This is a genomic window from Silvania sp., assembly GCF_051656365.1.
Taxonomy (GTDB): Bacteria; Pseudomonadota; Gammaproteobacteria; order Enterobacterales; family Enterobacteriaceae; genus Enterobacter; species Enterobacter hatchlandensis.
Map to the genome: position 1 here is coordinate 1 of NZ_JBOGBT010000094.1, position 25,333 is coordinate 25,333.

The 25,333-nt window shown below is 56.3% G+C and carries 25 protein-coding genes and 1 other annotated feature; of the genes, 8 read left to right on the forward strand and 17 right to left on the reverse strand.

Features of this window, described 5'->3' with window-relative positions:
• Positions 1–209 precede the first annotated feature (209 nt).
• Genes ACRDD5_RS18015 through ACRDD5_RS18025 form a run of 3 tightly spaced genes read left to right on the forward strand, consistent with a single transcriptional unit; the run spans position 210 to position 3,215 of the window.
• Complete coding sequence (locus tag ACRDD5_RS18015) at positions 210–1,283, forward strand: FecCD family ABC transporter permease (RefSeq protein WP_438677557.1); 1,074 nt, start codon at positions 210–212, stop codon at positions 1,281–1,283.
• Positions 1,280–2,056 carry an ABC transporter ATP-binding protein gene (locus ACRDD5_RS18020; protein WP_271282504.1) on the forward strand — a complete coding sequence of 259 codons (777 nt, stop codon included), beginning with the start codon at positions 1,280–1,282 and terminating at the stop codon, positions 2,054–2,056. The genes ACRDD5_RS18015 and ACRDD5_RS18020 overlap by 4 nt, the downstream gene beginning before the upstream one ends.
• Before the next feature lie 19 nt (positions 2,057–2,075).
• The gene (locus tag ACRDD5_RS18025; RefSeq protein WP_438677558.1) at positions 2,076–3,215 is read left to right on the forward strand and encodes an ABC transporter substrate-binding protein; all 1,140 of its coding nucleotides are present in this window, start codon (positions 2,076–2,078) and stop codon (positions 3,213–3,215) included.
• A gap of 44 nt (positions 3,216–3,259) precedes the next feature.
• Here ACRDD5_RS18025 and ACRDD5_RS18030 read toward each other — a convergent pair whose 3' ends face one another.
• The 3 genes from ACRDD5_RS18030 to tal form a co-directional block, all read right to left on the reverse strand.
• Entirely contained in the window at positions 3,260–4,549 is a 1,290-nt protein-coding gene (locus tag ACRDD5_RS18030) for an MFS transporter (protein ID WP_271282506.1), read from the reverse strand.
• Positions 4,550–4,671: 122 nt separating this feature from the next.
• Positions 4,672–5,259, reverse strand: a complete 588-nt coding sequence (gene mog, locus ACRDD5_RS18035; RefSeq protein WP_438677559.1) for a molybdopterin adenylyltransferase — start codon at positions 5,257–5,259, stop codon at positions 4,672–4,674.
• A 114-nt stretch (positions 5,260–5,373) separates the two neighbouring features.
• Positions 5,374–6,327, reverse strand: coding sequence for a transaldolase (gene tal / locus ACRDD5_RS18040; RefSeq protein ID WP_271282508.1), 954 nt, complete (start codon positions 6,325–6,327; stop codon positions 5,374–5,376).
• Positions 6,328–6,587: 260 nt separating this feature from the next.
• On the opposite strand from tal, the gene ACRDD5_RS18045 reads away from it, so the two are divergent.
• Positions 6,588–8,018: an alanine/glycine:cation symporter family protein gene (locus ACRDD5_RS18045; RefSeq protein ID WP_438677560.1), complete on the forward strand. Its 1,431-nt coding sequence runs from the start codon at positions 6,588–6,590 to the stop codon at positions 8,016–8,018.
• A gap of 66 nt (positions 8,019–8,084) precedes the next feature.
• Complete coding sequence (yaaA, locus tag ACRDD5_RS18050) at positions 8,085–8,858, forward strand: peroxide stress protein YaaA (protein ID WP_271282510.1); 774 nt, start codon at positions 8,085–8,087, stop codon at positions 8,856–8,858.
• A 45-nt stretch (positions 8,859–8,903) separates the two neighbouring features.
• On the opposite strand, the gene ACRDD5_RS18055 is transcribed toward yaaA, so the two are convergent.
• From ACRDD5_RS18055 to yjjY, 7 genes are all read right to left on the reverse strand, one after another.
• Positions 8,904–9,200, reverse strand: coding sequence for a DUF2502 domain-containing protein (locus ACRDD5_RS18055; protein ID WP_438677561.1), 297 nt, complete (start codon positions 9,198–9,200; stop codon positions 8,904–8,906).
• A gap of 218 nt (positions 9,201–9,418) precedes the next feature.
• Entirely contained in the window at positions 9,419–10,705 is a 1,287-nt protein-coding gene (gene thrC / locus ACRDD5_RS18060; protein ID WP_271283100.1) for a threonine synthase, read from the reverse strand.
• Between the two features lie 3 nt (positions 10,706–10,708).
• A complete protein-coding gene (gene thrB, locus ACRDD5_RS18065; RefSeq protein WP_271283101.1) occupies positions 10,709–11,638 on the reverse strand; it encodes a homoserine kinase in 930 nt (309 codons plus the stop codon).
• Position 11,639: 1 nt separating this feature from the next.
• A complete protein-coding gene (gene thrA, locus ACRDD5_RS18070; protein ID WP_271283102.1) occupies positions 11,640–14,102 on the reverse strand; it encodes a bifunctional aspartate kinase/homoserine dehydrogenase I in 2,463 nt (820 codons plus the stop codon).
• Positions 14,103–14,127: 25 nt separating this feature from the next.
• Positions 14,128–14,245, reverse strand: a sequence feature (Thr leader region).
• Positions 14,184–14,252, reverse strand: coding sequence for a thr operon leader peptide (gene thrL / locus ACRDD5_RS18075; protein WP_103181027.1), 69 nt, complete (start codon positions 14,250–14,252; stop codon positions 14,184–14,186). (Overlaps the previous feature by 62 nt.)
• 213 nt (positions 14,253–14,465) lie before the next feature.
• Positions 14,466–15,152, reverse strand: a complete 687-nt coding sequence (locus tag ACRDD5_RS18080; RefSeq protein ID WP_438677562.1) for a tRNA/rRNA methyltransferase — start codon at positions 15,150–15,152, stop codon at positions 14,466–14,468.
• A 399-nt stretch (positions 15,153–15,551) separates the two neighbouring features.
• Positions 15,552–15,692 (reverse strand): protein YjjY, encoded by a 141-nt coding sequence (gene yjjY, locus ACRDD5_RS18085; protein ID WP_001541509.1) that lies wholly within the window; start codon positions 15,690–15,692, stop codon positions 15,552–15,554.
• Positions 15,693–15,787: 95 nt separating this feature from the next.
• Between yjjY and arcA the strand changes: the two genes are divergently transcribed.
• Entirely contained in the window at positions 15,788–16,504 is a 717-nt protein-coding gene (arcA, locus tag ACRDD5_RS18090; RefSeq protein ID WP_032616427.1) for a two-component system response regulator ArcA, read from the forward strand.
• A 45-nt stretch (positions 16,505–16,549) separates the two neighbouring features.
• Here the strand turns inward: arcA and creD are convergent, their stop codons facing one another.
• The 4 genes from creD to creA are packed head-to-tail and all read right to left on the reverse strand — an operon-like array spanning position 16,550 to position 20,557.
• Complete coding sequence (creD, locus tag ACRDD5_RS18095; protein WP_438677563.1) at positions 16,550–17,902, reverse strand: cell envelope integrity protein CreD; 1,353 nt, start codon at positions 17,900–17,902, stop codon at positions 16,550–16,552.
• A gap of 56 nt (positions 17,903–17,958) precedes the next feature.
• Positions 17,959–19,383, reverse strand: a complete 1,425-nt coding sequence (creC, locus tag ACRDD5_RS18100; RefSeq protein ID WP_438677564.1) for a two-component system sensor histidine kinase CreC — start codon at positions 19,381–19,383, stop codon at positions 17,959–17,961.
• Positions 19,383–20,072 carry a two-component system response regulator CreB gene (gene creB, locus ACRDD5_RS18105; protein ID WP_438677565.1) on the reverse strand — a complete coding sequence of 230 codons (690 nt, stop codon included), beginning with the start codon at positions 20,070–20,072 and terminating at the stop codon, positions 19,383–19,385. Before creB ends, creC begins: the two co-directional genes overlap by 1 nt.
• 14 nt (positions 20,073–20,086) lie before the next feature.
• Positions 20,087–20,557, reverse strand: a complete 471-nt coding sequence (gene creA / locus ACRDD5_RS18110; RefSeq protein ID WP_271283107.1) for a protein CreA — start codon at positions 20,555–20,557, stop codon at positions 20,087–20,089.
• Between the two features lie 213 nt (positions 20,558–20,770).
• On the opposite strand from creA, the gene robA reads away from it, so the two are divergent.
• On the forward strand, positions 20,771–21,640 hold the full coding sequence (gene robA / locus ACRDD5_RS18115) for an MDR efflux pump AcrAB transcriptional activator RobA (RefSeq protein ID WP_271283108.1): 870 nt from the start codon (positions 20,771–20,773) through the stop codon (positions 21,638–21,640).
• Here the strand turns inward: robA and gpmB are convergent.
• Entirely contained in the window at positions 21,637–22,284 is a 648-nt protein-coding gene (gene gpmB, locus ACRDD5_RS18120; protein WP_271283109.1) for a 2,3-diphosphoglycerate-dependent phosphoglycerate mutase GpmB, read from the reverse strand. The two genes, robA and gpmB, sit on opposite strands and share 4 nt — an antisense overlap.
• A gap of 49 nt (positions 22,285–22,333) precedes the next feature.
• Here gpmB and yjjX point away from each other — a divergent pair, with 49 nt between their 5' ends.
• Complete coding sequence (gene yjjX, locus ACRDD5_RS18125; RefSeq protein ID WP_438677566.1) at positions 22,334–22,849, forward strand: inosine/xanthosine triphosphatase; 516 nt, start codon at positions 22,334–22,336, stop codon at positions 22,847–22,849.
• Here yjjX and trpR read toward each other — a convergent pair.
• Positions 22,840–23,169 carry a trp operon repressor gene (gene trpR, locus ACRDD5_RS18130; RefSeq protein ID WP_271283111.1) on the reverse strand — a complete coding sequence of 110 codons (330 nt, stop codon included), beginning with the start codon at positions 23,167–23,169 and terminating at the stop codon, positions 22,840–22,842. The genes yjjX and trpR overlap by 10 nt on opposite strands.
• Positions 23,170–23,225: 56 nt before the next feature.
• Complete coding sequence (sltY, locus tag ACRDD5_RS18135) at positions 23,226–25,163, reverse strand: murein transglycosylase (RefSeq protein WP_438677567.1); 1,938 nt, start codon at positions 25,161–25,163, stop codon at positions 23,226–23,228.
• Positions 25,164–25,333: the final 170 nt, after the last annotated feature.

Here is a 25,333-nt window from a genome sequence, read left to right on the forward strand (position 1 = left end):
GGCCACGAAACTCTCTTCGAATCGATTAGTTTTCCGCCAGAAACCAAACAATCCGTCAATGAAACCCTCATAACCCCCGTATTGTATTGATAAGCATTATCACTTGAAATATCGTCCCCAGGTGTCTCCTGGATAGCGGATATCATGCAGCACTCTCATCAGGAACGGTTGGGGATACCACGATTTGTTGTAGTGAATAAGGGTATCCAATGAATTCCAGTCTTACCGCCGGCCATCGCTCTGGCGAATCCACCGTGGCACTACATTACCGTAAGGTTCTCGTCAGGCGCGTTACCCTGGCAACGGTGCTTTTCGTTCTGATTATTTGTTCGCTGATCCTCGACTTCACCCTTGGCCCGTCCGGTATCTCCGTTTCCACGCTCTGGCACACCTTAGTGAATGCAACAGCAGCAGATGCGGGCACACGAGTGATCGTCTGGGATCTGCGCCTGCCCTTCGCCTTGATGGCTGTCGCCGTCGGCATGGCGCTGGGGCTCGCCGGAGCAGAGATGCAGACCATCCTCAACAACCCTCTCGCCAGCCCGTTTACGCTGGGCGTCTCCTCCGCCGCCTCCTTTGGTGCAGCGCTGGCGATTGTGCTTGGCTTAGGGATCCCCGGTATTGCCGATAAGTGGTTCATTCCCGCAAATGCCTTTGTCTTTGCGCTACTGGCCTGTTTTATCCTCGATGGCATCAGCCGCTGGACACGCGTTGCGACCTCGGGCGTGGTGTTATTTGGCATCGCGCTGGTGTTTACCTTTAACGCGCTGATTTCCATTCTGCAATTTGTCGCCAGCGAAGATACCCTTCAGGGGCTGGTCTTCTGGACGATGGGGAGCCTGGCCAGAGCCTCCTGGGACAAGCTCGCCATCCTCGGCGTAGCGCTGCTGATTATCGTGCCTCTGTCGCTCAAAAATGCCTGGAAGCTGACAGCGTTGCGCCTCGGTGAAGATCGCGCCGTCAGTTTTGGCATTAACGTGAAGAAGCTGCGCCTTACCGCCCTGCTTCGCATCAGCATCATCTCTGCGCTAACGGTGGCCTTTGTCGGGCCGGTCGGCTTTATCGGTCTGGTTGCACCGCATATCTCACGCATGATGTTTGGCGAGGATCATCGCTTTTATCTGCCGGGCAGTATGCTGATTGGGGCGCTGGTGCTCTCTCTGGCGTCGGTACTTTCCAAAAATATTGTGCCTGGCGTCATCATTCCGGTCGGTATTGTGACCTCGCTGGTTGGCGTGCCGTTCTTCCTCAGCATCATCATTCGCAACCGGGGGAACGTATGACCGACGGCCTGCGCATCCACGATCTGCATACGGGCTACCGTAAGAAAAAAATCATGAGTGGGCTGACGACCCCCTTACTGCCTCGCGGACAGATCACCGCCCTGCTAGGGCCGAACGGCTCGGGCAAATCCACGTTACTGCGCGCACTAGCGGATCTGAACCCCGCTCAAGGGGAATTGCTGCTCAATGGCGAAGATCTGATGACCTTGCCTTCAGCAACCCGCGCGCAAAAGGTGGTTTATCTGCCGCAGTCCCTGCCGCAAGGCGTACACCTCCACGCGCTGGAATCGGTGATTGTCGCCCGACGCGCCAGCGGCAGTTTGCACAGTCATAACGTCGAGCAGGAGGCGTATGCCATTCTCGACAAACTGGGCGTCGCCCATCTGGCGATGAGCTTTCTCGATCAGCTTTCCGGCGGACAAAAGCAGCTGATTGGCCTGGCGCAATCGCTGATCCGCGAGCCGGATCTGCTGCTGCTGGACGAGCCCTTAAGCGCCCTCGACCTTAACTATCAGTTCCACGTTATGGATATCGTGGCCCGTGAAACGCGGCTGCGAAACATCGTTACCGTCGTGGTGATCCACGATATCAACATCGCGCTGCGCCATGCCCGGTATGCCCTGATGCTTAAAGGCGGCGAGCTGATAGCCAGCGGGTTACCGGGCGAGGTGGTCTCCCCCGCCAGCCTGGCGACGGTGTATGGCGTGGACGGCAGGGTTGAATACTGTTCCCGTGGCTTACCGCATGTGGTGGTCGACGGGGTCATACCATAAGAAAAAAGACCGGGAAATCATGACGCTGAAAAAAATCATCGCGGCCGCGGGCGGCCTGGCACTGTTACTTTCACCTTTTATCGCGCAGGCGCAGGGCTGGCCGGTGACCGTCAAGGATCTTGATAACCGCACGGTCACGATTGAACGCGAGCCGCAGCGCATCATCCTGCAGGATGGTCGCGACATTTTCGCTCTGGCGTTGCTGGCGCGCGACAACCCGTTCGCCAAAGTGGTGGCGTGGAACAACCTGCCGAAAAAGCAGGATACCGAAACCTGGAACGTGCTGAAGCGTAAATGGCCCGAAGCAGAAACCCTCCTCGACATGAAGTTTTCCGACCAGGGCAACGTGGATCTGGAAACGGTGATCTCCCGCCAGCCCGACCTGATGATTGCTCAGCTCCGCGCCAAACCCTCGCTGGTGCAGACTGGCGTGCTGACAAAGCTCGAAGCACTGCATATCCCGGTGGTATTTGTTGACTACGAACTTCACCCGGTCGAGAACACCCTGCCGAGCATTGCCCTGCTGGGTAAGGTGATGGGTCAGCGCGAACGCGCGCAGGCCTATATCAATTTCTATCAGCAACGCCTGGATACGATCCACCAGCGCCTGGCGACCACCAGCAAAAAACCACTGGTCTTTATCGAACCGATAGCCGGTGTCGGCGGGCTGGATAATGGCTGCTGTTTCACCCATGCACGTAACGGCTGGGGCGGGCTGGTAGAAGCCGCAGGTGGCACGAACATCGGCTCACAGCTACTGCCTGGGGCAACCGGGAATGTGTCGGTTGAGAAGATCATCTCCCTGAATCCGGATTACTACCTGATGACCGGGTCTAAACGTCCGGGCAAAGGCACGGCGATTATCCCGTTTGGCTATAACGTCCCGGCAAACGATGTCACCGCCGCGTTCAATGCCCTGCTTTCACGTCACGGCGTGGCCAGCATTCCGGCGGTAGCACAAGGTCACACGGGAGCGCTCTATCACCACTTCTATAACAACCCGTACAACATCGTCGCCATTGAGGCGTTGAGCAAAATCTTCTACCCAACGCTGTTTAACGATGTCGATCCGCTGGCGGATTACCACGCGATTATTACCCATTTTACCCACATCCCGGATGACAACATCATCCTGAGCTATACCCCTTCTTCCCACTGATCGACAGACGCCATCTTCGGATGGCGTTTTCTTCAATCTCACACTTAACCAGCGAGGATCGGGGCTTCGACCGGTTTTTGACGCAACCAGAATCCGAGCACCAGCCCCATCAGCGACAGGGCCAGCACGTACCAGGCCGGCGCCATCGGCGACACCCCCATCAGCAGCGTGACCACAATCGGCGTTAATCCACCAAAGATGGCGTAAGAGACGTTGTAAGAGAAGGAGATACCGGTAAAACGCACTTCTGGCGGGAAGGCCCGCACCATCACGTAAGGCACCGCCCCCACCACACCCACGCACAACCCAACCGTGCCGTATAGCAGGAAGAGCTGCTCGGGATGGCTGCCCGCAAGGTGGTAAAACGCCCAGCTTGATCCCGCCAGCAGCAGGCTACCGATGATAAACGTCAGGCTCGAACCGATACGATCGACCGCCAGGCCGGCAATCAGACAGCCAAAGCACAGCATGATGGTGGCTATGCTGTTCGCCTGCAGCGTGACCGCCGGGGCAAAGCCATACTGCTTTTGCAGCCAGACCGGCGACATCAAAATCACCACAACGATACCCGCCGAGAGCAGCCAGGTCAGCAGCATCGACACCACTACCGCTTTTTTATGACGCACAACCACCGCTTTAACCGGCAGCTCCTGCGCCAGCGCCTTACGCTGCTGCATCTCGAGGAATACCGGAGTTTCCTGCAGCCAGCGGCGCAGATACATGGCGACCAGGCCAAACGCACCGCCCAGCAGGAACGGAATACGCCAGCCCCAGTCAAGCACCGCCTGCGGCGTCATGCTGGTATTGATAAGCGTCGCCACCACTGAACCTAGTAAAATGCCAACGGTCAGCCCGGCGGTCAGCGTGCCGCAGGCAATGCCGATTCGGCGCGCAGGGACATGTTCCGCGACAAAAACCCAGGCACCCGGCACTTCACCGCCAATCGCTGCCCCCTGCAGGATACGCATCAGCAGCAGCAGAACCGGCGCAATAATCCCCATTGAGGCATAGGTTGGCAGCAGGCCGATGGCCAGCGTGGGCACGGCCATCAGCAGGATACTGAGGGTGAACATCTTTTTGCGGCCTACCAGATCGCCAAAGTGGGCCATCACGATACCGCCCAGCGGGCGCGCCAGATATCCGGCAGCGAAGATGCCAAAGGTCTGCACCTGACGCAGCCATTCGGGAATATCCGCCGGGAAGAACAACGCCCCGACGACGGCGGCGAAAAAGACGAAGATGATGAAGTCATAAAACTCCAGCGCACCACCAAGGGCGGCAAGCGTAAGCGTTTTATAATCCTGACGATTGAGAGGCCGGGTGTTATGTGACATAGCGGACCATTTGACCTGTATTGTTGATTTATATTTACAGCGATCGTAAAGAAAAAATTACTATACCGTAAATCAATCGGCACGCTACAGGCCGTGCAGCTTATGTCACATAATTGTTAATTTCAGGAGATTGTTTCACGACGTGCGCTTTTCGGGCGAAAAGCTGCTACCACCTGCGGATCGGTTTCGACGTATGGCCCTTCCAGTAATTGTACACAATACGGTACACTGGCGAAGATACCCGCCACGATCACCTTGCCGTCGTCCTCTTTTACCCCTTCCAGCGTCTCTTTGATCGACTTCGGCTGGCCCGGCAGATTGAGGATCAGCGCCTGCTTGCGGATCACCCCTACCTGACGTGAGAGGATCGCCGTCGGAACAAAGTGCAGGCTAATCTGGCGCATCTGTTCGCCGAAACCGGGCATCTGACGATCGGCAATTGCCAGGGTTGCATCCGGAGTAACGTCGCGACGCGCCGGACCGGTGCCGCCGGTGGTCAGTACCAGGTGGCAGCTCATTTCATCAACCAGTTCACACAGGGTTTGCTCGATAACGGCCTGTTCATCAGGGATCAGGCGGGTAAGCACTTCAAAAGGAGTGGTCAGGGCGGCAGCCAGCCACGCTTCCAGAGCGGGGATGCCTTTATCTTCATAAACACCGCTTGAAGCGCGGTCAGAGACGGAAACTAAGCCGATGCGTAAGGTATTCATATCCATTCCATTCAACTAATGCAGATAACGGAATGATACACGCAGAGAGGAATTACAGACAGGATCCGAAAGAAGTAGCAGACGTGGCCGGGAGCCCGGCCACGTCAGAAATGATTACAGCAGATCGCCGATCATTTTTTCCAGTTTTTCCTGATCAACAGCAAACTTACGGATACCGTCCGCCAGTTTGTCTACTGCCATTGGATCCTGGTTGTGCTGCCACAGGAACTGAGCTTCGGTGATACGCTCAGGACGGGCTTTCACTTCGCCGCTGAAGCTCAGTTTACGCTCAATCGCGCCTTCGCTTTCAGCCAGCTCTTTCAGCAGGCCCGGTGCGATGGTCAGGCGGTCACAGCCAGCCAGTTCCAGGATCTCACCTACGTTACGGAAGCTTGCGCCCATCACCACGGTTTCATAACCGTGCTGTTTGTAGTACTCGTAGATTTCGGTCACGGAAACCACGCCCGGATCTTCAGCCGGTGCGTACTCTTTCTTATCCGTGTTGGATTTGTACCAGTCCAGAATACGACCCACGAACGGAGAAATCAGGAACACGCCGGCTTCTGCACATGCGCGCGCCTGCGCGAAGGAGAACAGCAGGGTCAGGTTACAGTTGATGCCTTCTTTTTCCAGCTGTTCAGCAGCACGAATGCCCTGCCAGGTGGAAGCCAGTTTGATCAGAATACGATCGTTGCTGATGCCCGCATCGTTATAGAGCTTGATCAGGTGTTTGGCTTTAGCGATAGACGCTTCGGTGTCGTAGGACAGACGCGCATCAACTTCGGTAGAGATACGGCCCGGAACCAGTTTCAGAATTTCCAGACCGATGTTAACAGCCAGTTTATCCGACGCATCAATTACCTGCTGATCGCGGGAGCTGCTCTGGGTTTTTGCCCAGGCAATGGCCTCATCAATCAGTTTGCGATATTCAGGGATCTGCGCAGCGTTAAGGATCAGAGAAGGGTTCGTTGTGGCATCCTGCGGCTGGTACAACTTCATTGCCGCGATATCTCCGGTGTCAGCGACAACAGTCGTGAACTGACGAAGGGAGGTTAATTTATCCGTCATGATAGTGTTTCTCTTTAACTTGCCCTGGATAATTCGCGTTACCAGCGTGATGCCAGAAACGGAAAAATGACAGGTGTACTGTTAGGGGGATGTAACCGGTCTGCCCTGATGATAACACGACGGAAGGTCAGCGCAACCGCAGACAGTGCCCTTGGCGATAGTGTGATAAACTCGGCCGATTAACCGCATGTTAATTACCTGTTTACTCAATCATTCGTTGCGATTACCTATGCACTTCGGCATCAACAAGAGGGACGTTAATGCCTGATTTTCTGTCGTTTATTAACGAAATCCTGTGGGGTTCCGTGATGATTTACCTGCTATTTGCAGCAGGTATCTGGTTCACTTTTCGCAGCCGCTTTATTCAGTTTCGCTCCATTCCTCAGCTTGGCAAAAATCTGAAAAACAGCCTGTCTCCCCAACCGGGCGGCTTGACCTCGTTCCAGGCGCTGTGCACCAGCCTCGCGGCCCGCGTCGGCAGCGGGAATCTGGCCGGTGTTGCCCTTGCTATCGCCGCAGGCGGTCCGGGGGCAATCTTCTGGATGTGGATTACTGCCATCATCGGCATGGCGACCTCCTTTGCGGAGTGCTCGCTGGCTCAGCTGTATAAAGAGTCGGATAAACAGGGGCAGTTTCGCGGTGGTCCAGCCTGGTATATGGCTCGCGGCCTGGGAATGCGCTGGATGGGGGTGCTGTTTTCGGTATTTCTGCTGCTCGCCTACGGCGTGATCTTTAATACCGTTCAGGCGAACTCGGTCGCTCATGCCCTGCGTTTTGCCTTCGACTGCCCGGAGATCGTGACCGGCAGCGTGCTGGCGATCGGCACCCTAATCGTGATCCTGACCGGCATCCGCGGCGTTGCCCGACTAATGCAATGGCTGGTGCCGGTGATGGCGCTGCTGTGGGTCGTCGCCAGTCTGGCCGTCTGCGTCTGGCATGCTGAACAATTGCCGGCGGTCTTTGCCCTGATCTTTAAAAGCGCGTTTGGCTGGCGCGAGGCCGCCTCTGGCGCACTGGGTTACACCCTGAGCCAGGCCCTGACGGCAGGGTTCCAGCGCGGTATGTTTTCCAACGAAGCGGGAATGGGGTCGACCCCGAATGCCGCGGCGGCGGCGGCCTCCTGGCCCCCTCACCCTGCTGCCCAGGGCGTGGTGCAGATGATTGGCGTCTTTGTTGATACCATGATTATTTGCACCGCCAGCGCGATGATCGTGCTGCTCGCCGGGCCGCTCGGCAATCCGGCCAATATCTCCGGTATTCAGCTGGTTCAGCAGGCGCTGGTGAACCTGACGGGCGGCTGGGGTGCCGGATTCGTCGCATTTATCCTCATTCTGTTCGCGTTCAGCTCGATTGTGGTGAATTACATCTACGCCGAAAACAACCTGATCTTTTTACACCCCGATGCCCGCAAGTCCCGCTGGCTGCTGCGCGGGAGCGTGGTGGTGATGGTGCTACTCGGATCGCTGCTCAGCCTGCCGCTGGTCTGGCAGCTGGCGGATATCATTATGGCGCTGATGGCGATGACCAATCTGATGGCCATCCTGCTGCTCTCGCCGGTAGTGACCCTACTGGGCCGGGACTATCTTCGCCAGCGACAGCTGGGCATCCAGCCGGTTTTCGATGCGTCGCGCTATCCCGAGATCGCCTCCCAGCTGGCACCGGGCGCATGGGATGATTTGCCGCGTCAATAACAGTCATCGATCAATACAGGCGATTTTTTTGGTAAAGTCGCCCTAAATCTCCTGCAAGGACTGGATATGCTTATTCTCATTTCACCTGCTAAAACGCTCGACTACCAGAGCCCGCTTGCCACCGAGCGCTATACCCAGCCTGAACTGCTGGATCATTCCCAGCACCTTATCCGTGAGGCGCGTAAGCTGTCGGCCCCGCAAATTGCCAAACTGATGAGCATCAGCGACAAACTGGCGGATTTGAATGCCACCCGCTTCCACGACTGGCAGCCGGACTTTACGCCGTCCAACGCTCGTCAGGCGCTGCTGGCCTTCAAAGGCGATGTCTATACTGGCCTGCAGGCAGAAACGTTTAACGAAGCGGATTTTGATTTTGCCCAACAGCACCTGCGCATGCTGTCCGGTTTGTACGGCGTCCTGCGTCCGCTGGATCTGATGCAGCCGTACCGGCTGGAGATGGGGATTCGTCTGGAGAATGCCAAAGGCAAAGATCTGTATCAGTTCTGGGGTGAAATCATCACCGATAAGCTGAATGACGCCCTGAAAGCGCAGGGCGATAACATCGTTATCAACCTGGCGTCCGACGAGTACTACAAATCCGTGAAGCCGAAAAAACTGGATGCCGAGATCATTAAGCCGGTGTTCCTTGATGAGAAAAACGGCAAGTTCAAAGTGATCAGCTTCTACGCCAAAAAAGCGCGCGGGCTGATGAGCCGCTACATCATTGAAAATCGTCTGACGAAGGCAGAACAGCTGAAGGCGTTTAACAGCGAAGGCTATTTCTTTGACGACGAAGCGTCAGGGAAAGGTGAACTGGTGTTTAAGCGCCACGAGCAGTAATTTGCCCCTCACCCTAACCCTCTCCCCAAAGGGGAGAGGGAATAATCAATGATGCTTCCAGTCCGGTCCCTTGCCATGTTTATCATGTTTATCGCCGTGACGATTATCATGATGTTCGCGACGATCGTCATGCGGGTGCCAGCGGTTATCCCGCCACTCATAGTGTGATTTCCACCAGTCGTTGTCGCGCCAGCGGCCGCCGTCCCAGTGCTGCCCGCGGTTGTCCCGATCGCCAATCTGCAGTTTTACCGCCGGTACCAGGGTAATTTCAGCGGCCTGCACCGCCATCGGAGCGACCAGCATCAGCGAAAGCGCCAGAAGCGCAGGTTTCAATGTAGACATAGGTTACTCCTTTTCATTCTTGCCCGACGTGGGCCGATGGGAGGAGATTACGTGAGGGGGGGCGGGGATGTTATTCTCTGCAATCCTAATCTGTAAGTGACCGCATTTATTGGGAATTTCTGCTTTTTCTCTGCTATTTCTCTCCTTATTTTCTCCATAAAAAAGCCCGGTGACGGCTTCGCCTACCGGGCCTACAAAACCCTATCCCGCGAAGATCATTATCCGCGCGTCATCATTAACTTACGCAGCGCGGTGAAATCCGCTGGCAGATTGTGCGACAGCAGCGGCAGATCGGCGCGATCCGCCAGCGCTTTTGGTAGCGGCAGGGATTCGCCGAGGATCTCATCCACGCTCTCTTTGAACTTCGCCGGATGGGCAGTACCAAGGAACAGGCCATATTCGCCCGGATTCAGCTGATCGCGCAGGGCACGGTACGCCACGGCCGCGTGCGGCTCAGAGGTATAACCCACCGCTTTCAGCTCGCGCATGGTCTGTTTAGTGGTTTCGTCAGTGATCGCAGCATAGCCCAGCTCATTCAGGCGCCAGATTTTACGGCGGAACAGCTCTTCCACGCGCGGCCAGTTGTTAGGCTGTGACACATCCATGGCGTTAGACAGGGTTGCCTGGGTGGTATTCGGCGTCCACTTGCCCTCTTTCAGGAAACGCGGCACCGTGTCGTTGGCGTTAGTGGCGGCGATAAAACGCTTCACCGGCAGGCCAAGAGACTTCGCCAGCAGGCCCGCCGTCAGGTCGCCAAAGTTGCCGCTTGGCACCGAGATCACCAGCTGATTGCGCGCTTCCTGTGGCAGCTGGGCCACCGCTTCGAAGTAGTAACAAATCTGCGCAAGCAGACGGCTGATGTTGATGGAGTTAGCGGAGTTCAGACCGAGGGCGACTTTCAGATCTTCGTCATCAAACGCCTGCTTAACCAGCGCCTGACAGGCATCGAAGTCGCCGTCGATGGCGACAGTTTCAATGTTGCCGCCGAGCGTACAGAACAGTTTTTCCTGCAGCGGGCTGATTTTTCCCTGCGGATAGAGGATCACCACGCGCACGTTTTTCAGGCCGTAGAAGGCATGCGCGACCGCCGCACCGGTATCGCCGGAGGTGGCGGTCAGGATAGTGACCGGTTTGTCACCGCTGATGTGGGTCAGCATTTGCGCCATAAAGCGGCCGCCGAAATCTTTAAATGCCAGCGTCGGGCCGTGGAACAGTTCCAGGCAACCGACATCCGGCTCGACCTGGCTTACCGGCGCCGGGAAGGCAAACGCCGCACGCACGCGCTCTTCCAGCAGCTCCTGCGGAATTTCGTCGCCGATAAAGGCCGAGAGGATTTTGGTGCTGCGGGTGACGAAGTCCTGCTTCAGCATCTCGTCGATTTCAGTCAGGCCAAATTCCGGCAGCTCGTGCGGGAAGAACAGCCCCTGATTTTTACCCAGCCCCTGAGTCAACGCCTGCGCGAAGCTGACCTGCTCATTGTGATCTTTCAGATTGTAGAGTTTCATCGTTTATCCCAGTACTCGTGCGCCCGCCGTATCCAGACGGCAAATATGAACAAAGCCTTCCTGATTTTGCAGGTAATTTTTTTCCAGCCAAACCGCTACCCGCTCAGCCGTATCCGGCTTATCGCAAAGGGCAAACAGCGTCGGGCCAGAGCCGGAAATGCCGCAAGCCTGCGCGCCGATATCCAGCGCGGCACTGCGCGCTGCATTGAAGCCCGGCAGCAATTTGGTGCGGTACGGCTCAGCAATCACGTCTTTCATCAGTTTCGCCGCCAGCCCTGGCTGACGGGTATAGCAGGCATGAATAAAGCCCGCCAGATGGCGACCGTGCGCAATGCAGTCCTGACGACGATACTGCGCAGGCAGGATCGCACGCGCTTCGGCGGTGGAGACCTTAATGCCAGGGTACGCCAGCACCCACAGCCACTCGTCAAAGCCCGGCACCTGCTGGCTGATGATGCCGTTCTCTTCGATCATCAGCTGCATGCCGCCCAGGAAACAGGGGGCGACGTTATCGTAATGAATGCTGCCGGAGATCCGCCCTTCCAGCTCGCCCATCAGCGACAGCAGGCGGGTATTATTCAGCGGCTTGCCGCAGTGCTCGTTCATCGCCACCAGGCCAGCCACTACCGAACAAGCGCTGGAGCCTAATCCGGAACCAATCGGCATGCTCTTTTCGAGGGTCATGGCGACCGGTACGTTTTTGCCAATCTCCTGGCAAAAACGCTCCCAGCACTGATAAACAATATTCTCACGCGGCTCTGTCGGCAGCTTGCTGGCAAAGCGTCCGACGTTGGTCAGACTAAAACGCTCCGCCGCTTCTACCGTCACCGTATCACCCAGCAATGAGCCATCCACCGGCGTCACCGCCGCGCCCAGCACATCAAATCCGACGCTCATGTTGGCGCTGGAAGCCGGGGCATAAACTTTCACCATGTTAAACTCCTAACTTCCATGACAGGGTACGCAGCAGATCGGCAAACACGCCCGCCGCCGTCACATCGTTCCCTGCACCATAGCCGCGAAGCACCAGCGGCAGTGGCTGATAATAGTGGCTGTAAAACGCCAGCGCGTTTTCGCCGTTTTTCACTTTGAACAGCGGATCGTTACCGTCCACTTCCGCTATCTTCACGCGGCAAACGCCGTCTTCTTCAATGTTGCCAACATAGCGCAATACCTTCCCTTCATCACGGGCTTTTGCGACGCGGGCCGCGAAGTGATCGTCCAGCTGGTGCAGATTCGCCATAAAGGTCGATACATCGCCAGAATCGTTAAAGCTTTCTGGCAGAACAGGTTCGATAACGATATCCGCCAGCTCCAGCTCGCGGCCGGTTTCACGGGCGAGGATCAGCAGCTTGCGCGCCACATCCGTACCGGAGAGATCGTCACGCGGGTCAGGCTCGGTATAGCCCAGCTCACGGGCCACTTTCGTCGCTTCCGACAGGCTCATGCCTTCGTCGAGCTTACCGAAGATAAAGGAGAGCGAGCCCGACAGGATGCCGGAAAAACGCTGCAGTTCATCACCGGCATTGAGCAGGTTTTGCAGGTTTTCAATAACCGGCAGCCCCGCGCCTACGTTGGTGTCGTAAAGGAATTTACGCCGGGATTTGGCCGCTGCATGGCGCATCTGATGGTAGTAATCCATCGACGAGGTGTTGGCCTTTTTGTTGGGCGTCACGACGTGGAAGCCTTCACGCAGGAAGTCGGCATACTGGTCGGCCACCGCCTGGTGTGACGTACAGTCAACAATCACCGGGTTCAACAGATGGTACTCTTTTACCAGACGGATCAGGCGACCCAGATTAAACGGCTCTTTCGCCTCCGCCATCTCTGCCTGCCAGTTATCCAGGTTCAGCCCATGAACGTTGGTCAGCAGTGCTTTTGAATTCGCGATACCACACACGCGCAGGTCGATATGCTTCTTCTTGAGCCACGCCTGCTGACGCTTAAGCTGTTCCAGTAATGCACCACCGACGCCGCCCACACCTATCAGGAAGACTTCGATCACCTGATCGGTATTGAACAACATCTGATGGGTCACGCGTACGCCAGTGGTGGCGTCGTCATTAGCCACCACCACGGAAATTGAGCGCTCGGAGGAGCCCTGCGCAATCGCCACAATATTGATGTTAGCCCGCGCCAGCGCCGCAAAGAACTTCGCGGAGATACCGCGTAGAGTGCGCATGCCATCCCCGACCACGGAGATAATCGCCAGATGTTCCTGGATGGCCAGCGGCTCCAGTAACTCCTCTTTTAACTCCAGATAGAACTCCTCCTCCAGCGCACGGCGGGCGCGCAGGCAGTCCGCCTGTGGGACGCAGAAGCTGATGCTGTACTCGGAGGAGGACTGCGTAATCAGCACCACGGAGATGCCGTTGCGCGACATCGCCGCAAACACGCGCGCCGCCATGCCGACCATGCCTTTCATCCCCGGACCGGAGACGTTGAACATCGCCATGTTATTAAGGTTGGAGATACCTTTTACCGGCAGACCGTCTTCGTCATTGCTGGCGCCAATCAGCGTGCCTGGCGCCTGCGGGTTGCCGGTGTTTTTAATCAGGCACGGGATCTGGAACTGCGCGATAGGGGCGATAGTGCGAGGGTGAAGCACTTTGGCGCCGAAATAGGACAGCTCCATCGCTTCCTGATAAGACATCGACTTCAGCAGTCGGGCATCAGGGACCTGGCGCGGGTCGCAGGTATAGACGCCGTCGACATCGGTCCAGATTTCGCAGCAGTCGGCGCGCAGGCAGGCGGCCAGTACGGCTGCAGAGTAGTCAGAACCGTTACGGCCCAGCACCACCAGTTCGCCTTTATCATTACCGGCGGTGAAACCGGCCATCAGGATCATGTGATTCGCCGGAATTTTACCGGCGGCAATGCGGCGGGTGGATTCGGCGATATCAACGGTCGATTCGAGGTAATGGCCGACGGCGAGCAGTTTTTCGACCGGGTCGATGACGGTGACCTGATGGCCCCGCGCCTCCAGCAGACCCGCCATGATGGCGATAGAGAGTTTTTCGCCGCGGCAGATCAGCGCCGCGTTGATGCTGTCCGGACACTGTCCCAACAGGCTGATACCGTGCAGAACGTGCTTGATTTGCGCAAATTCATGCTCAACAACGGCTTTCAACTGCGCATGGGGAAAGCCAGGCTGAGCATCGGCCAGTCCCTGCAGCAGGGCGGTAAAAATATGTTCGGCATCGCTGATGTTCGGCAGCGCATCCTGCCCCCCGATGGTTTTCTCAATCATCGCCACCAGATGGTTAGTAATTTTAGCCGGGGCAGACAGCACCGTTGCGACCTGCCCCTGCCTGGCATTGCTTTCCAGGATATCGGCAACACGCAGAAAACGTTCTGCATTTGCCACTGATGTACCGCCGAACTTCAACACTCGCATGGTTGTTACCTCGTAATCTTTAGTCGAAAAAAAAGCCCGCACTGTTCAGGTGCGGGCTTTTTCTTTTATTTCCTGTACGCGTCAGCCCGCACCGTTACCTGTGGTAATGATGATGGTTGTGGTAATTGTGGTGATGCTGATGCGTTTCATGGATGTTGTGTACTCTGTAATTATTATCTGTCTGTGCTGTATACCTCTATTGGTTAAAGCATCCGCGGTGCTAAGTCAATTTATTTCTAATTTCAGTGCCCCTGGTCGCGTTTTCACGTCTCGCTGGCTGAGTTTTTATTTCTCACCAGATCAGACCGGACGCACCGCGTTTTTACGGAACCTTTAACCATAACAAAAACCAATAACAGAACTTTACTCTGCCAGTTTTTTTTCAATATCGTGCAGCAACCGGTGCAGCATTGCGGTGTCTCGCTGCGCCAGCAGACCAAGACGCTGCTGCAGCCAGTCCACCATTTTTTGATCGTCGGCGACATTCAGCGACGCCAGCAGGCGATCGGTTCGCGCGCGCAGGGCTGTCAGCTGGTTCTCGTCTACCTCAACAATGGGCTGAACGGGGATTTGCATTAAGGACGCTAATTGATAGCAATAAACCATCACCGCCTGGCCTAAATTCAGCGACGGGTAATCTGCCACCATCGGGACGCCGGTCAGCACGTCGGCAAGCGCCAGTTCCTCGTTAGTCAGACCGGAATCTTCACGGCCAAAAACCAGTGCGACTTTTGGCAACCACTGGCTCTTTTCGGCCAGCAGCGGCACCAGTTCAGCGGGCGTTACATAGTAATGAAACTTCGAGCGGCCGCGGGCGGTGGTCGCGACCGTAAAAGAAGCATCATGCAACGCGTCGGCGAGCGTTGCATAAGTGGTTAAATTATCGAGGATATCTCCCGACCCATGCGCAACCCAACGTGCCGCAGGATCGCAATGCGCATCACTGGCGACGATACGCAAATCGGTAAACCCCATGGTCTTCATTGCCCGCGCCGCAGCGCCGACATTTTCCGCTCTTGCAGGGGAAACCAGTACGATAGACAGATCCATTTATGCTCTCTTTTTAGGCAGTTAGCTGGTAAAAATGTGATGGGCATCAACATATTACGCAGCACAAATTTACAAATTTGCAACAGAAATCACCGAAATAGCGTTTCAGTATAAATTAAAACCGCTAAACTATTTCCTCAATGAACAATGAGAGATAATGTTAAAGAAAAGCACTTATCCCCATGTTTATTAATGATAATATCTTCTTCGATGCGGTATTGACATTGGATTCACCTTGTTTATTAATCAAGAGTCGCAACTAGTTGGTTTATTGAAAAAATGTGACAAAAGAAACCAATCCGATACGATGATTTCATCGAACTGTTAACGTGCTACAATTGAATTTGATATATGTCAACGAAGCGTAGTTTTATTGGGTGTCCGGTGCCTCTTAGCCTGTTATGTTGCTGTTAAAATGGTTAGGATGACAGCCGTTTTTGACACTGTCGGGTCCAGAGGGAAAGTACCCACGACCAAGCTAATGATGTTGTTGACGTTGATGGAAAGTGCATCAAGAACGCAATTACGTACCTTAGTCACGTTACGCCGGTCATGTTAATTTATGGCATGTATCAGGCTGGTCAGGGACTTTTGTACTTCCTGTTTCGATTTAGTTGGCAATTTAGGTAGCAAACATGCAGACCCCGCACATTCTTATCGTTGAAGACGAGTTGGTAACACGCAACACGTTAAAGAGCATTTTCGAAGCAGAAGGCTACGATGTCTTTGAAGCGACCGATGGCGCAGAGATGCATCAGATCCTTTCTGAAAATGATATCAACCTGGTTATCATGGACATTAACCTGCCGGGTAAAAACGGCCTGCTGCTGGCGCGCGAGCTGCGCGAGCAAGCGAATGTCGCGCTGATGTTCCTGACTGGCCGCGACAACGAAGTTGATAAAATTCTTGGCCTGGAAATTGGTGCAGATGACTATATTACTAAGCCGTTTAACCCTCGCGAGTTAACCATTCGTGCACGCAACCTGCTGTCCCGTACCATGAACCTTGGCACGGTCAGCGAAGAGCGTCGTAGCGTAGACAGCTACAAATTCAACGGTTGGGAACTGGATATTAATAGCCGTTCTCTGGTCAGCCCGCAGGGCGATCAGTACAAGCTGCCGCGCAGCGAATTCCGCGCCATGCTGCACTTCTGCGAAAATCCGGGCAAGATCCAGTCCCGTGCAGAACTGCTGAAAAAAATGACCGGCCGTGAGCTGAAGCCGCACGACCGTACCGTTGATGTCACCATCCGCCGTATTCGTAAACACTTCGAATCCACGCCGGATACGCCAGAAATCATCGCCACCATTCATGGTGAAGGGTATCGTTTCTGTGGAGACCTGCAGGAGTAATCCCGCATTTAACGCATTAAAAACGGCGCTTTCGCGCCGTTTTTTTTATTTCCAGATCCGCAGCGTATCCTTATCCGGCGCGGCAGGTGGCTCACTACGCCTCGACTGAGAAAGCGAGTACCAGTCAAAGTGACGCGTCAGGTACATCACGGCGAACAGCGCCAGCGCCATCACCGCGGAGCCCAGCAGCAGCGCGCTGTCCTCCGAGCGCAGCAGGAACCACATCACCACATCCAGTCCCAGCAGCGCCAGCACAAACATCCCGCTTCGCTTCCAGCTTTTCAGTACCGCCTGCAGATAAACACCGTTCATCAGCGCCCCAACCAGGCTTGCGATAATCCAGGCAGGGGTAAACCCAACATGCTCTGACAGCGCCAGCAGCACCAGATAGAACAACACCAGCGACAGTCCCACCAGCAGATACTGCATTGGGTGCAGACGCAGCCCGGTTAAGGTTTCGAAGACGAAAAAGGCCATAAACGTCAGGGTGATAAGTAAGATGGCGTACTTGATTGCCCGGTCGGTCAGCTGATAGTGATCGGCAGGCGTCGCGACCGTGACGCTAAAGGCCGGCATTGAATTCCATTCAGGGGTCTGTTTGTCGTTGAACTCCCCTCCCAGATTGTTAGCAAACCAGCTGCTCTGCCAGTTTGCGTGAAAACCCGAAGCGCTGATGTCGTGTTTAACCGGCAGATAGTTACCCATAAAGCCGGGGTGCGGCCAGTTGCTGGTGAGGGTCATCTCGCTGTTACGCCCGACCGGCACCACCGAAAAACTGCCGGTGCCCGCCAGATTCAAGGTCATCTCGAGGGTGAAGGTTTTTAGCGCCATCACCTTGTCGCTCAACGGCATATGAACGCCGGACAACGGCCCGTAAACCCCTGAACCTGGCTCTATGCTCAGCGTCTCGCCGTTGACTTTTGATACGCTCACCGCACCAATCCCCCGCGCATCCCCCACGCCCGTAACGATAAACGGCTGCCCCAGCGTCACCGTCTCCCCCTTCAGCTGCGCCAGTTTATCGGTCGTAAACTGCGCTTTGATGTTGAGACGGGTATTCCAGATCTGGCCGTCATAGATCCCGATGCTTCGTGATTCAACCTGCTGATCACCCTCGACCATCAGCGTCTCCGGGAGGATAAAGTGCATGTAGCTCCGTTTATGTTCAGTCTGCTTGTCGTCCTCGTACTTGTAATAAATCTCCGTCACCGGAATGGCGATCAGCGGGCCAACCAGCTGCTGGGGGCCACTGGTGCTTTGGCGAAGCGTGTTTTCGACCTCGTTGCGATAACTTTCACGCTCCGAAATCAGCGTACTCACCATCATCAATGGGATAATTAACAGCAGGATGCAACCCAGCAGGGTGCTTACTTTCCAGAAAAGGGGGGATTTCATCATTAGCTCTCCTATGTAATGGGGAGAGCCTAACCCTGCTATGTGCGCTCAGTTTGAAGCTATGTGAAGGGACGGTGAAGTGTCAGCCGGGCCTCAACGCCACCCTCCGGGTGGTTACGAAGTTCAATTTCGCCGTGATGCAGGCGCGCCACCTCCTGAACAAACGCCAGCCCAAGCCCGCTGCTTTTCAGGCCGTTGCTGCGCGGGAGCGAGTAAAAGCGCTCGAAAATACGCGCCAGCGCGTAATCGGGTATCCCGCTGCCGCTGTCGATAACCCGGAGCTGCACCTGCTGATGGGCCTCATGGGCCGCAAGTACAATGCTGCCCCCTTCCGGCGTAAAGTCGATCGCGTTATCCAGCAGATTCCCCAGCGCTTGCTCCAGTAACGCCTCGTCGCCCTTGATCGTCAGCGATGCGCTCTGCTGTGTCAGAGTGATATTTTTCGCAGCCAGCAGCGCGGATCGCGCATCGCTCAGCCGGGCAAACAGTGCCTCAAGGCTTACCGAGGCCGGGGCAATCTCAACGCGGTTTTCCAGCTTAGCCTGCTCAAGCAGCTTTTCTACCAGCGACTGCATCCGCGCATTTTGCACCAGAATGTTCTCGATAAACCGCGCAGCAACCGGCGGCGGTGGCTGTTCTGCGAGGATTTCTGCCGCGCCGCGGATCGCCGCCAGCGGGCTTTTTAGCTCATGGGTCAGCGCGTGGACATAATGCTCGATGTAGTTTTTGCCTTCGAGGCGGATGCGCATATTTTCCAGCGCCTGCGCCAGCTTGCGCAGCTCGCTGCTGCCGGGATCGGGTAAAGGCAGGGGGGTATCCTGGGTGACAGAATCAGCATAGCGCGACAGCGTGCCGATCGACCGGTTAATCCACCACGCCACGACCAGGCCAATAAGCAGGGCAATACCCAGCAGCGCCCCACCCGCCCACAGGATCCGCCGCTCGCTGCGGTGGATCACCGGGGCCATTGCGCTGTTGGGTTTACCCACGCTCAGCACCCCGACGATCTTACCCTTGTCGACGATCGGTGCCGCGACGTACATCACCGTGCTTTGCGGATCGTTGGGATCGCTCTGGGTGCTGCGCGCGCCATACTCCCCGCGCAGGGTGCGCCAGACGTCGTTCCAGCGGGAGTAATCCTGTCCGAGCGCGTGACCGGCTGAATCAAACACCACCCGGCCCTGCGCGTCGGTCATGTAGACGTGATATTCATTGCGCACTTTGTGAATGCCGCCAATGTTGGCGCGAAACGGGCGCTGATGAAGCTGGGAAAAAGCCTGCGCCAGCCTGCCGTTTTGCGCATCGTTACTCAGCAGATCGTCCCGCCCCACTTCGGCCAGTAGCGTCGCCGTGTCAATCAGCGTGCCTTCGGTGGCACGCCGCACGCCGGGCTTCACTTCCTGGACAAATATCGACAGCACGAACCAGGCGGCGATGGCGACGATCAGGAAATACCCGAGCAGGAGCCGCATGCCGATCCGCATTAAGACAGCCCCAGACTGTAGCCGAGCCCGCGATGGGTGGTAATCGGGGACTGTTCGGCATCAATGGCGCGTAATTTCGCGCGCAGCGTTTTGATGTGGGTATCGACCGTGCGATCGAAACTGTCCCCGGCATCGCCCCAGACCTGGTCCATCAACTGCTGACGGGAAAAGACGCGACCGGGCGCGTGCAGGAGGGTTTTCAGCAGCAGAAATTCATAGCGCGTCAGCGCTAAAGCTTCACCGCACCAGCTGATATGCGCCGCTGGTTCGTTCAGCTCAAACTGCCCGATACGCACAACGTCGGAAGGTACGGCGGACTTTTGCATCCGGCGCAAAATAGTGCGCACCCGGGCGCAGACTTCGCGCGGTGAAAACGGCTTGGCGACGTAGTCATCGGCCCCCATTTCCAACCCCAGCAGCTTATCCACCTCATCGCTGCGGGCGGTGAGAAACAGCACCGGCAGCGAGGGATGCTGGGCCAGAAGCTGGCGGCACAGTTCAAACCCACTGATGTCCGGCAGCCCGACGTCGAGGATCGCCAGCGCGGGTGCCTGACGGCGCGCTTCATCCAGCGCGGGTAGCCCGCGCTCAAACGCTTTCACCGCAAAGCCTTCCTGCGACAGCATGTAGATAAGCGTCTCGGCAATACTGATTTCGTCTTCCACCAGCCAGATCAACGGTTGCTGCATTGGGCTTCCCTGAATTAGCGCCACGGCATAATCGGTACGGCGCTTAGCGCATTCTTCGGCGAGCCTTCCACGACCTTATCGGAGTAGGCCAGATACGCCAGCGTGTTGCGCTTCGCGTCGTAGAAACGCACGACCTGCAGTTTTTTGAACACCAGTGAGGTGCGTTTCTGGAACACAACCTCGCCATGCGACTTACCGTTTTTGATCTTATCGCTTAGCTCAACCGGCCCAACCTGCTGGCAGGAGATGGCCGCATCAGAGGTATCTTCGGCAAGGCCAAGCCCGCCTTTGATGCCGCCGGTTTTCGCCCGGCTGATGTAGCAGGTCACGTTTTTTACGTCAGGATCGTCAAAGGCTTCGACGACAATTTTATGATCCGGCCCGAAAACCTTAAACACGGTATCGACGGAACCAATTTCCTCTGCCTGCACGGCGTGGCCAGTCAGCAGCAGAAGCGTTGCAGCGATCAATGTCTTGTATTTCATATTGTTACCATATTTTAAAATTACACAGAGTAATTATTCAACAATCATTCAGAAAAAGGTAGCAAGATCACAGGATTAGGATAAAGGCCCGCTAAGCAGCAAAAAATGCGCATTTATGCGCAAAAAAAACACTGAATGCTAAAAGATCAAAAAATGCTATCATCCACTAACCTGTTAGCAGGGTGTCTGCTGTTTTAAGGATGAGGATAGTATATGGATCAGGCTGGAATTATTCGCGATCTTCTTACCTGGCTGGAAGGCCATCTGGATCAGCCTTTGTCACTCGATAACGTGGCGGCAAAAGCGGGTTATTCTAAGTGGCATTTACAACGGATGTTTAAGGATGTCACGGGTCATGCCATCGGCGCTTATATTCGTGCGCGTCGTCTTTCCAAATCTGCCGTGGCGCTGCGCCTGACTGCGCGCCCAATTCTGGATATCGCCCTGCAGTATCGCTTTGATTCGCAGCAGACCTTTACCCGCGCGTTCAAAAAACAGTTTTCGCTCACCCCTGCGATCTATCGCCGTTCACCGGACTGGAACTCCTTCGGGATGCGCCCGCCACTGCGTCTGGGCGAATTCGCGATGCCGAAGCATGAAATCATTACCCTGCCCGAAACGCACCTGGTCGGCACCACCCAAAGCTATTCGTGTTCGCTGGAGCAGATTTCCGAATTTCGTCACCAGATGCGCGTCCAGTTCTGGCGCGATTTTCTCAGCCATGCGCCGGCCATTCCGCCCGTGCTGTACGGCCTGAACGAAACGCGTCCGAGTCTGGAAAAAGATGACGAGCAGGAGGTCTTCTATACCACCGCCTTAACCCCTGAGATGGCCAATGGCTATATTCAGAGCGCGAAACCGGTCGTCGTAGAAGGCGGTGAATACGTGATGTTCACCTATGAAGGGCTGGGTACCGGCGTGCAGGACTTTATCATGACGGTGTATGGCACCTGCATGCCAATGCTGAACCTGAACCGCAGAAAGGGGCAGGATATTGAGCGTTACTATCCGGCCAGTGACGTTAAGCCGGAAGCACGCCCAATCGATCTGCGCTGCGAATACCTGATTCCTGTCCGCCGCTAGCGCTGAAGCTCATCTAACGCAGGGGCATCCAGATGCGAGATATCCCCTGCCATCTCCACGATCCAGCCGGAAGCCAGCCACGGACTTTGCTGATAGTCGATGCGGGATAGTGAGCAGTTACGCAGACGCAGTCGGCGCTCCGCCCAGGCCGGAAGCCCGAGAATCGTACTCACCAGACAGCCCAACGCCATCCCATGACTGACCAGCAAAGGTCGGCTACCCTGCGGCAACGCCAGGCAGGCCGCCAGCGCCGCGTGCATCCGCTCGCTCAGTTCCAGCATCGATTCACCATCCGGTATACGCCCCTCTTCGGTGCCGTTGACCAGGGTCTGACGCCAGGCCTCTTCGGCCTCAGTCAGGGAATCGATATGGCGTTTTTCCAGCACCCCCATATCCAGCTCGCGCAGGCGGGCATCCACAGTGACATCGCAGCCGCAGGCTTGCGCGATAATCTCTGCTGTGCGTCGCGTGCGACCTAAATCGCTGGCGATAACGTGGGTGATGCCAAGGGTTTTGGCGCGTTCACCAACCTGCCAGGCCTGTTGCTCGCCCTTGGCAGTAAGTGGACTGTCTGACTGGCCTTGAATACGTCGCTCGGCGTTCCACTGCGTTTCACCGTGGCGAACAAGGTATACCTGTAACATGCTTTTTTTCCGTTATACTGCGATGATATTTTTAGAGTTAGGCTTAATTATGCACCAGGTTGTCTCTGCTACCACTAATCCTGCCAAAATTCAGGCAATTCTAAGGGCATTCGAACAGATCTTCGGCGAAGGATCCTGCCACATTGACGCCGTTGCCGTCGAGAGCGGCGTCCCGGAACAGCCCTGGGGCAGCGAAGAAACGCGAGCTGGCGCACGGAATCGCGTCGTCAATGCCCGGCAGGCGCGTCCGCAGGCCGACTACTGGGTCGCGATTGAAGCCGGGATCGACAACGACAGCACCTTTAGCTGGGTGGTGATTGAGAGCGCAACGCAACGCGGCGAGGCTCGTTCCGCCACCCTGCCCCTTCCCGCGATCATTCTGGAGAAAGTCCGCGCAGGCGAGGCGCTGGGGCCGGTGATGTCACAGTACACCGGCATTGATGAGATAGGTCGCAAAGAGGGGGCAATCGGCGTGTTTACCGCCGGGGCACTCACGCGATCTGGCGTTTATCATCAGGCAGTGATCCTGGCGTTAAGCCCGTTTCACAACCCTGTTTACCGCTGATCGCCCAGCAAAATCGCTTCGAGCCACTGGCGCAGCTCAACCGGTGCCGATTTCAGGCTGTTTGACCCGCGGGTGATCGTCGCGATCCCCGCACCCAGCTCGCTTTTCAGCTCACGCTGGCTCATCTCCCCGCGCAGCAGCTCTTCGATAATCCGCACCCGGGTGCCCAGCGCTTCGCGCTCGTCCGGGGTCAGCATCAGCTGCAGCAAAGGTAAATGCAGATCCTGTTCATAAGACTGGCGAAGCAGCTCCACAAAACGAAGCCACTCCTGATGACGCTGTTCGGCCATAGCCGATGAATAAGGGGAATGCTGGGTCATGTTATGCCGCCTTTCGTACTCTTAAACGAGTACAAGCATAACATAACCCACGCCGATCAGTAACGGCGCTGCCACTCACTCTCGTTCATCAGGCTATCTTTCTGCCCCATGAAGTAGCGATAGTAGGCATCGTACGCCAGCACATTCTTCACATAGCCGCGCGTTTCCGAGAACGGAATGCTCTCGACAAACGCCACCGCATCAATGCGCCCGGCGCTGTTGCCCAGCCAGGTCCGCACCCGTCCCGGGCCGGCATTATATGCCGCCGAGGCGAAGATACGGTTATTGCCGAACTGCTGGTAGACGCTTTGCAGATAGGTGGTGCCGATATTGATGTTGGTATCCGGATCCAGCAGCTGCGATGGACTGCTGTAGCCTGGAATAGCAAACTTCTTCACCGTGTGCGCTGCGGTAGCAGGCATCACCTGCATCAGGCCGCTGGCACCTACAGGGGAGCGCACTTTCGGGTTCCAGGCGCTCTCCTGACGGGCAATGGCCATCGCATAGCTGACAGGAATGTCTTTCCCCTGGGTATAGCGATCGAACAGATCTTTATAGGCCAGCGGGAAACGTTCTTCGAGATGATCCCACAGCTTACCGGCGATCGTCGCCTGTACGCTCAGATCCCACCAGTGGTTATCGAAAGCATAGCGGGCCAGCTGCGCTTTTTCGTCGACGGTGCGGCTGGTGACCAGGTTAGCCCACTCGCTGCGCGCGGTGTTATCCAGATTCCAGTACATCAGCTCGCGCACCCGCGCCATCTCCGGGCCTTGCACCAGCGCGGCGTTCACGCCGGACGGGGCCTTATCGATTTTGAAGGTGTATTCTTCCCCAAGCCGCTGTGCGGCAGCCATCGGATAAAACCCGCGCTGCTGCATCAGGCTGCTGAGGATCGTTTTTGCCTCATCATTGCGACCGCGCTCCAGCAGTAAATCGGCCTGCCAGTAGCGCCATTCATCCTTCTCTTTGGCTTCCATCGGCAGGCGCGCCAGCCAGGTATTCAGGCCGCGGCGATCGCCGTTGCCGAGCGCCATACGCACGCGCCGCTCCACCAGCGAGGTGGAGTTTGAGCGCATGATCGCATCATCACGCCAGCGAGCCTGTTCGTCTGTGATGTCATTGCCCATCAGGCGCCACGCCACGATATCGCGCAGCTCCTGGGTCTGATCGTCATTGAGTTGCTGCGCCTGCGCGAGTGTAGGGATCATCAGCCGGGCGTTTTCCGCGTCATTCCGGGCTACGCTGGTAAACGCCACTGCCGCCATCTGGCGGGTAAAATCGGTGGCACCGGTATTACGGGCAAAGTCCATCACCGTATTCGGATCGTTTGCCAGCTGGATCAACGCGCTGGAGATGGTCTGATACTCCGGCGGCATCTGTCCGGCGAGGGTAGTCACCAGACGGGTATTGCCCGATTTCATCGCCAGGCGGATCCGCTCAAGATACGCCAGCGGATCCTGCTTGCCGGAGCCGCGCCAGGCGCCGAACAGCGAGTCGCAGGCATTGGGCTGGCTTTTGCCGGTAAGCCACAGCTCTTTAGCGCCGTTCCAGGCATCGTTCTGCTGGCCCGTCGCCCATTTCGCATAGTAATAATTACACTGCGCTTCCGTGGTGCCGGGCTTTTCCGGGCTAAAGGCCAGCAGGCCGCGCCAGTCTTCACGCCGCGCCAGCTCATTGACAAAGCGCGACTGTAAGGTGCGCGCAGGCGGCAGCGTCGGGTTGGCCTGAATAAAGTTGCTGACGGCGACGGTAGGCTGGTTCATCAGATCGTCGGTAATCTGGCGGTATTCCAGATACGGGTACAGCGGATAGGCTTTCAGCGTGGGCATCAGCGCCTGGACGGTGTCCATCTGCCGCTGATCCCACGCCTGTTTAATCTGTGCATAGCGATTACGTTGTTCATCCAGTGAATCGGCTCGCGCTGCGCTACTGATCGTCAGTACGCAGACGCTGGCGGCCAGCAGTCGCCAGGCCACCTGTTTGGCTTTTACCACACGCTCGTCCTCTGTTAATCGTTGTTAAATGCAGCGTCTTGCCGCGCAAAAGCGTCTTTAACTTATGCTAACCAGGCATCAGACAACGCGCCACGTCATGGACACATTTTTACCTTTCTTGCGCCCTTTAACACTCCCGATGTCGATGGCTGGGATTAGAGAGGGAAAAA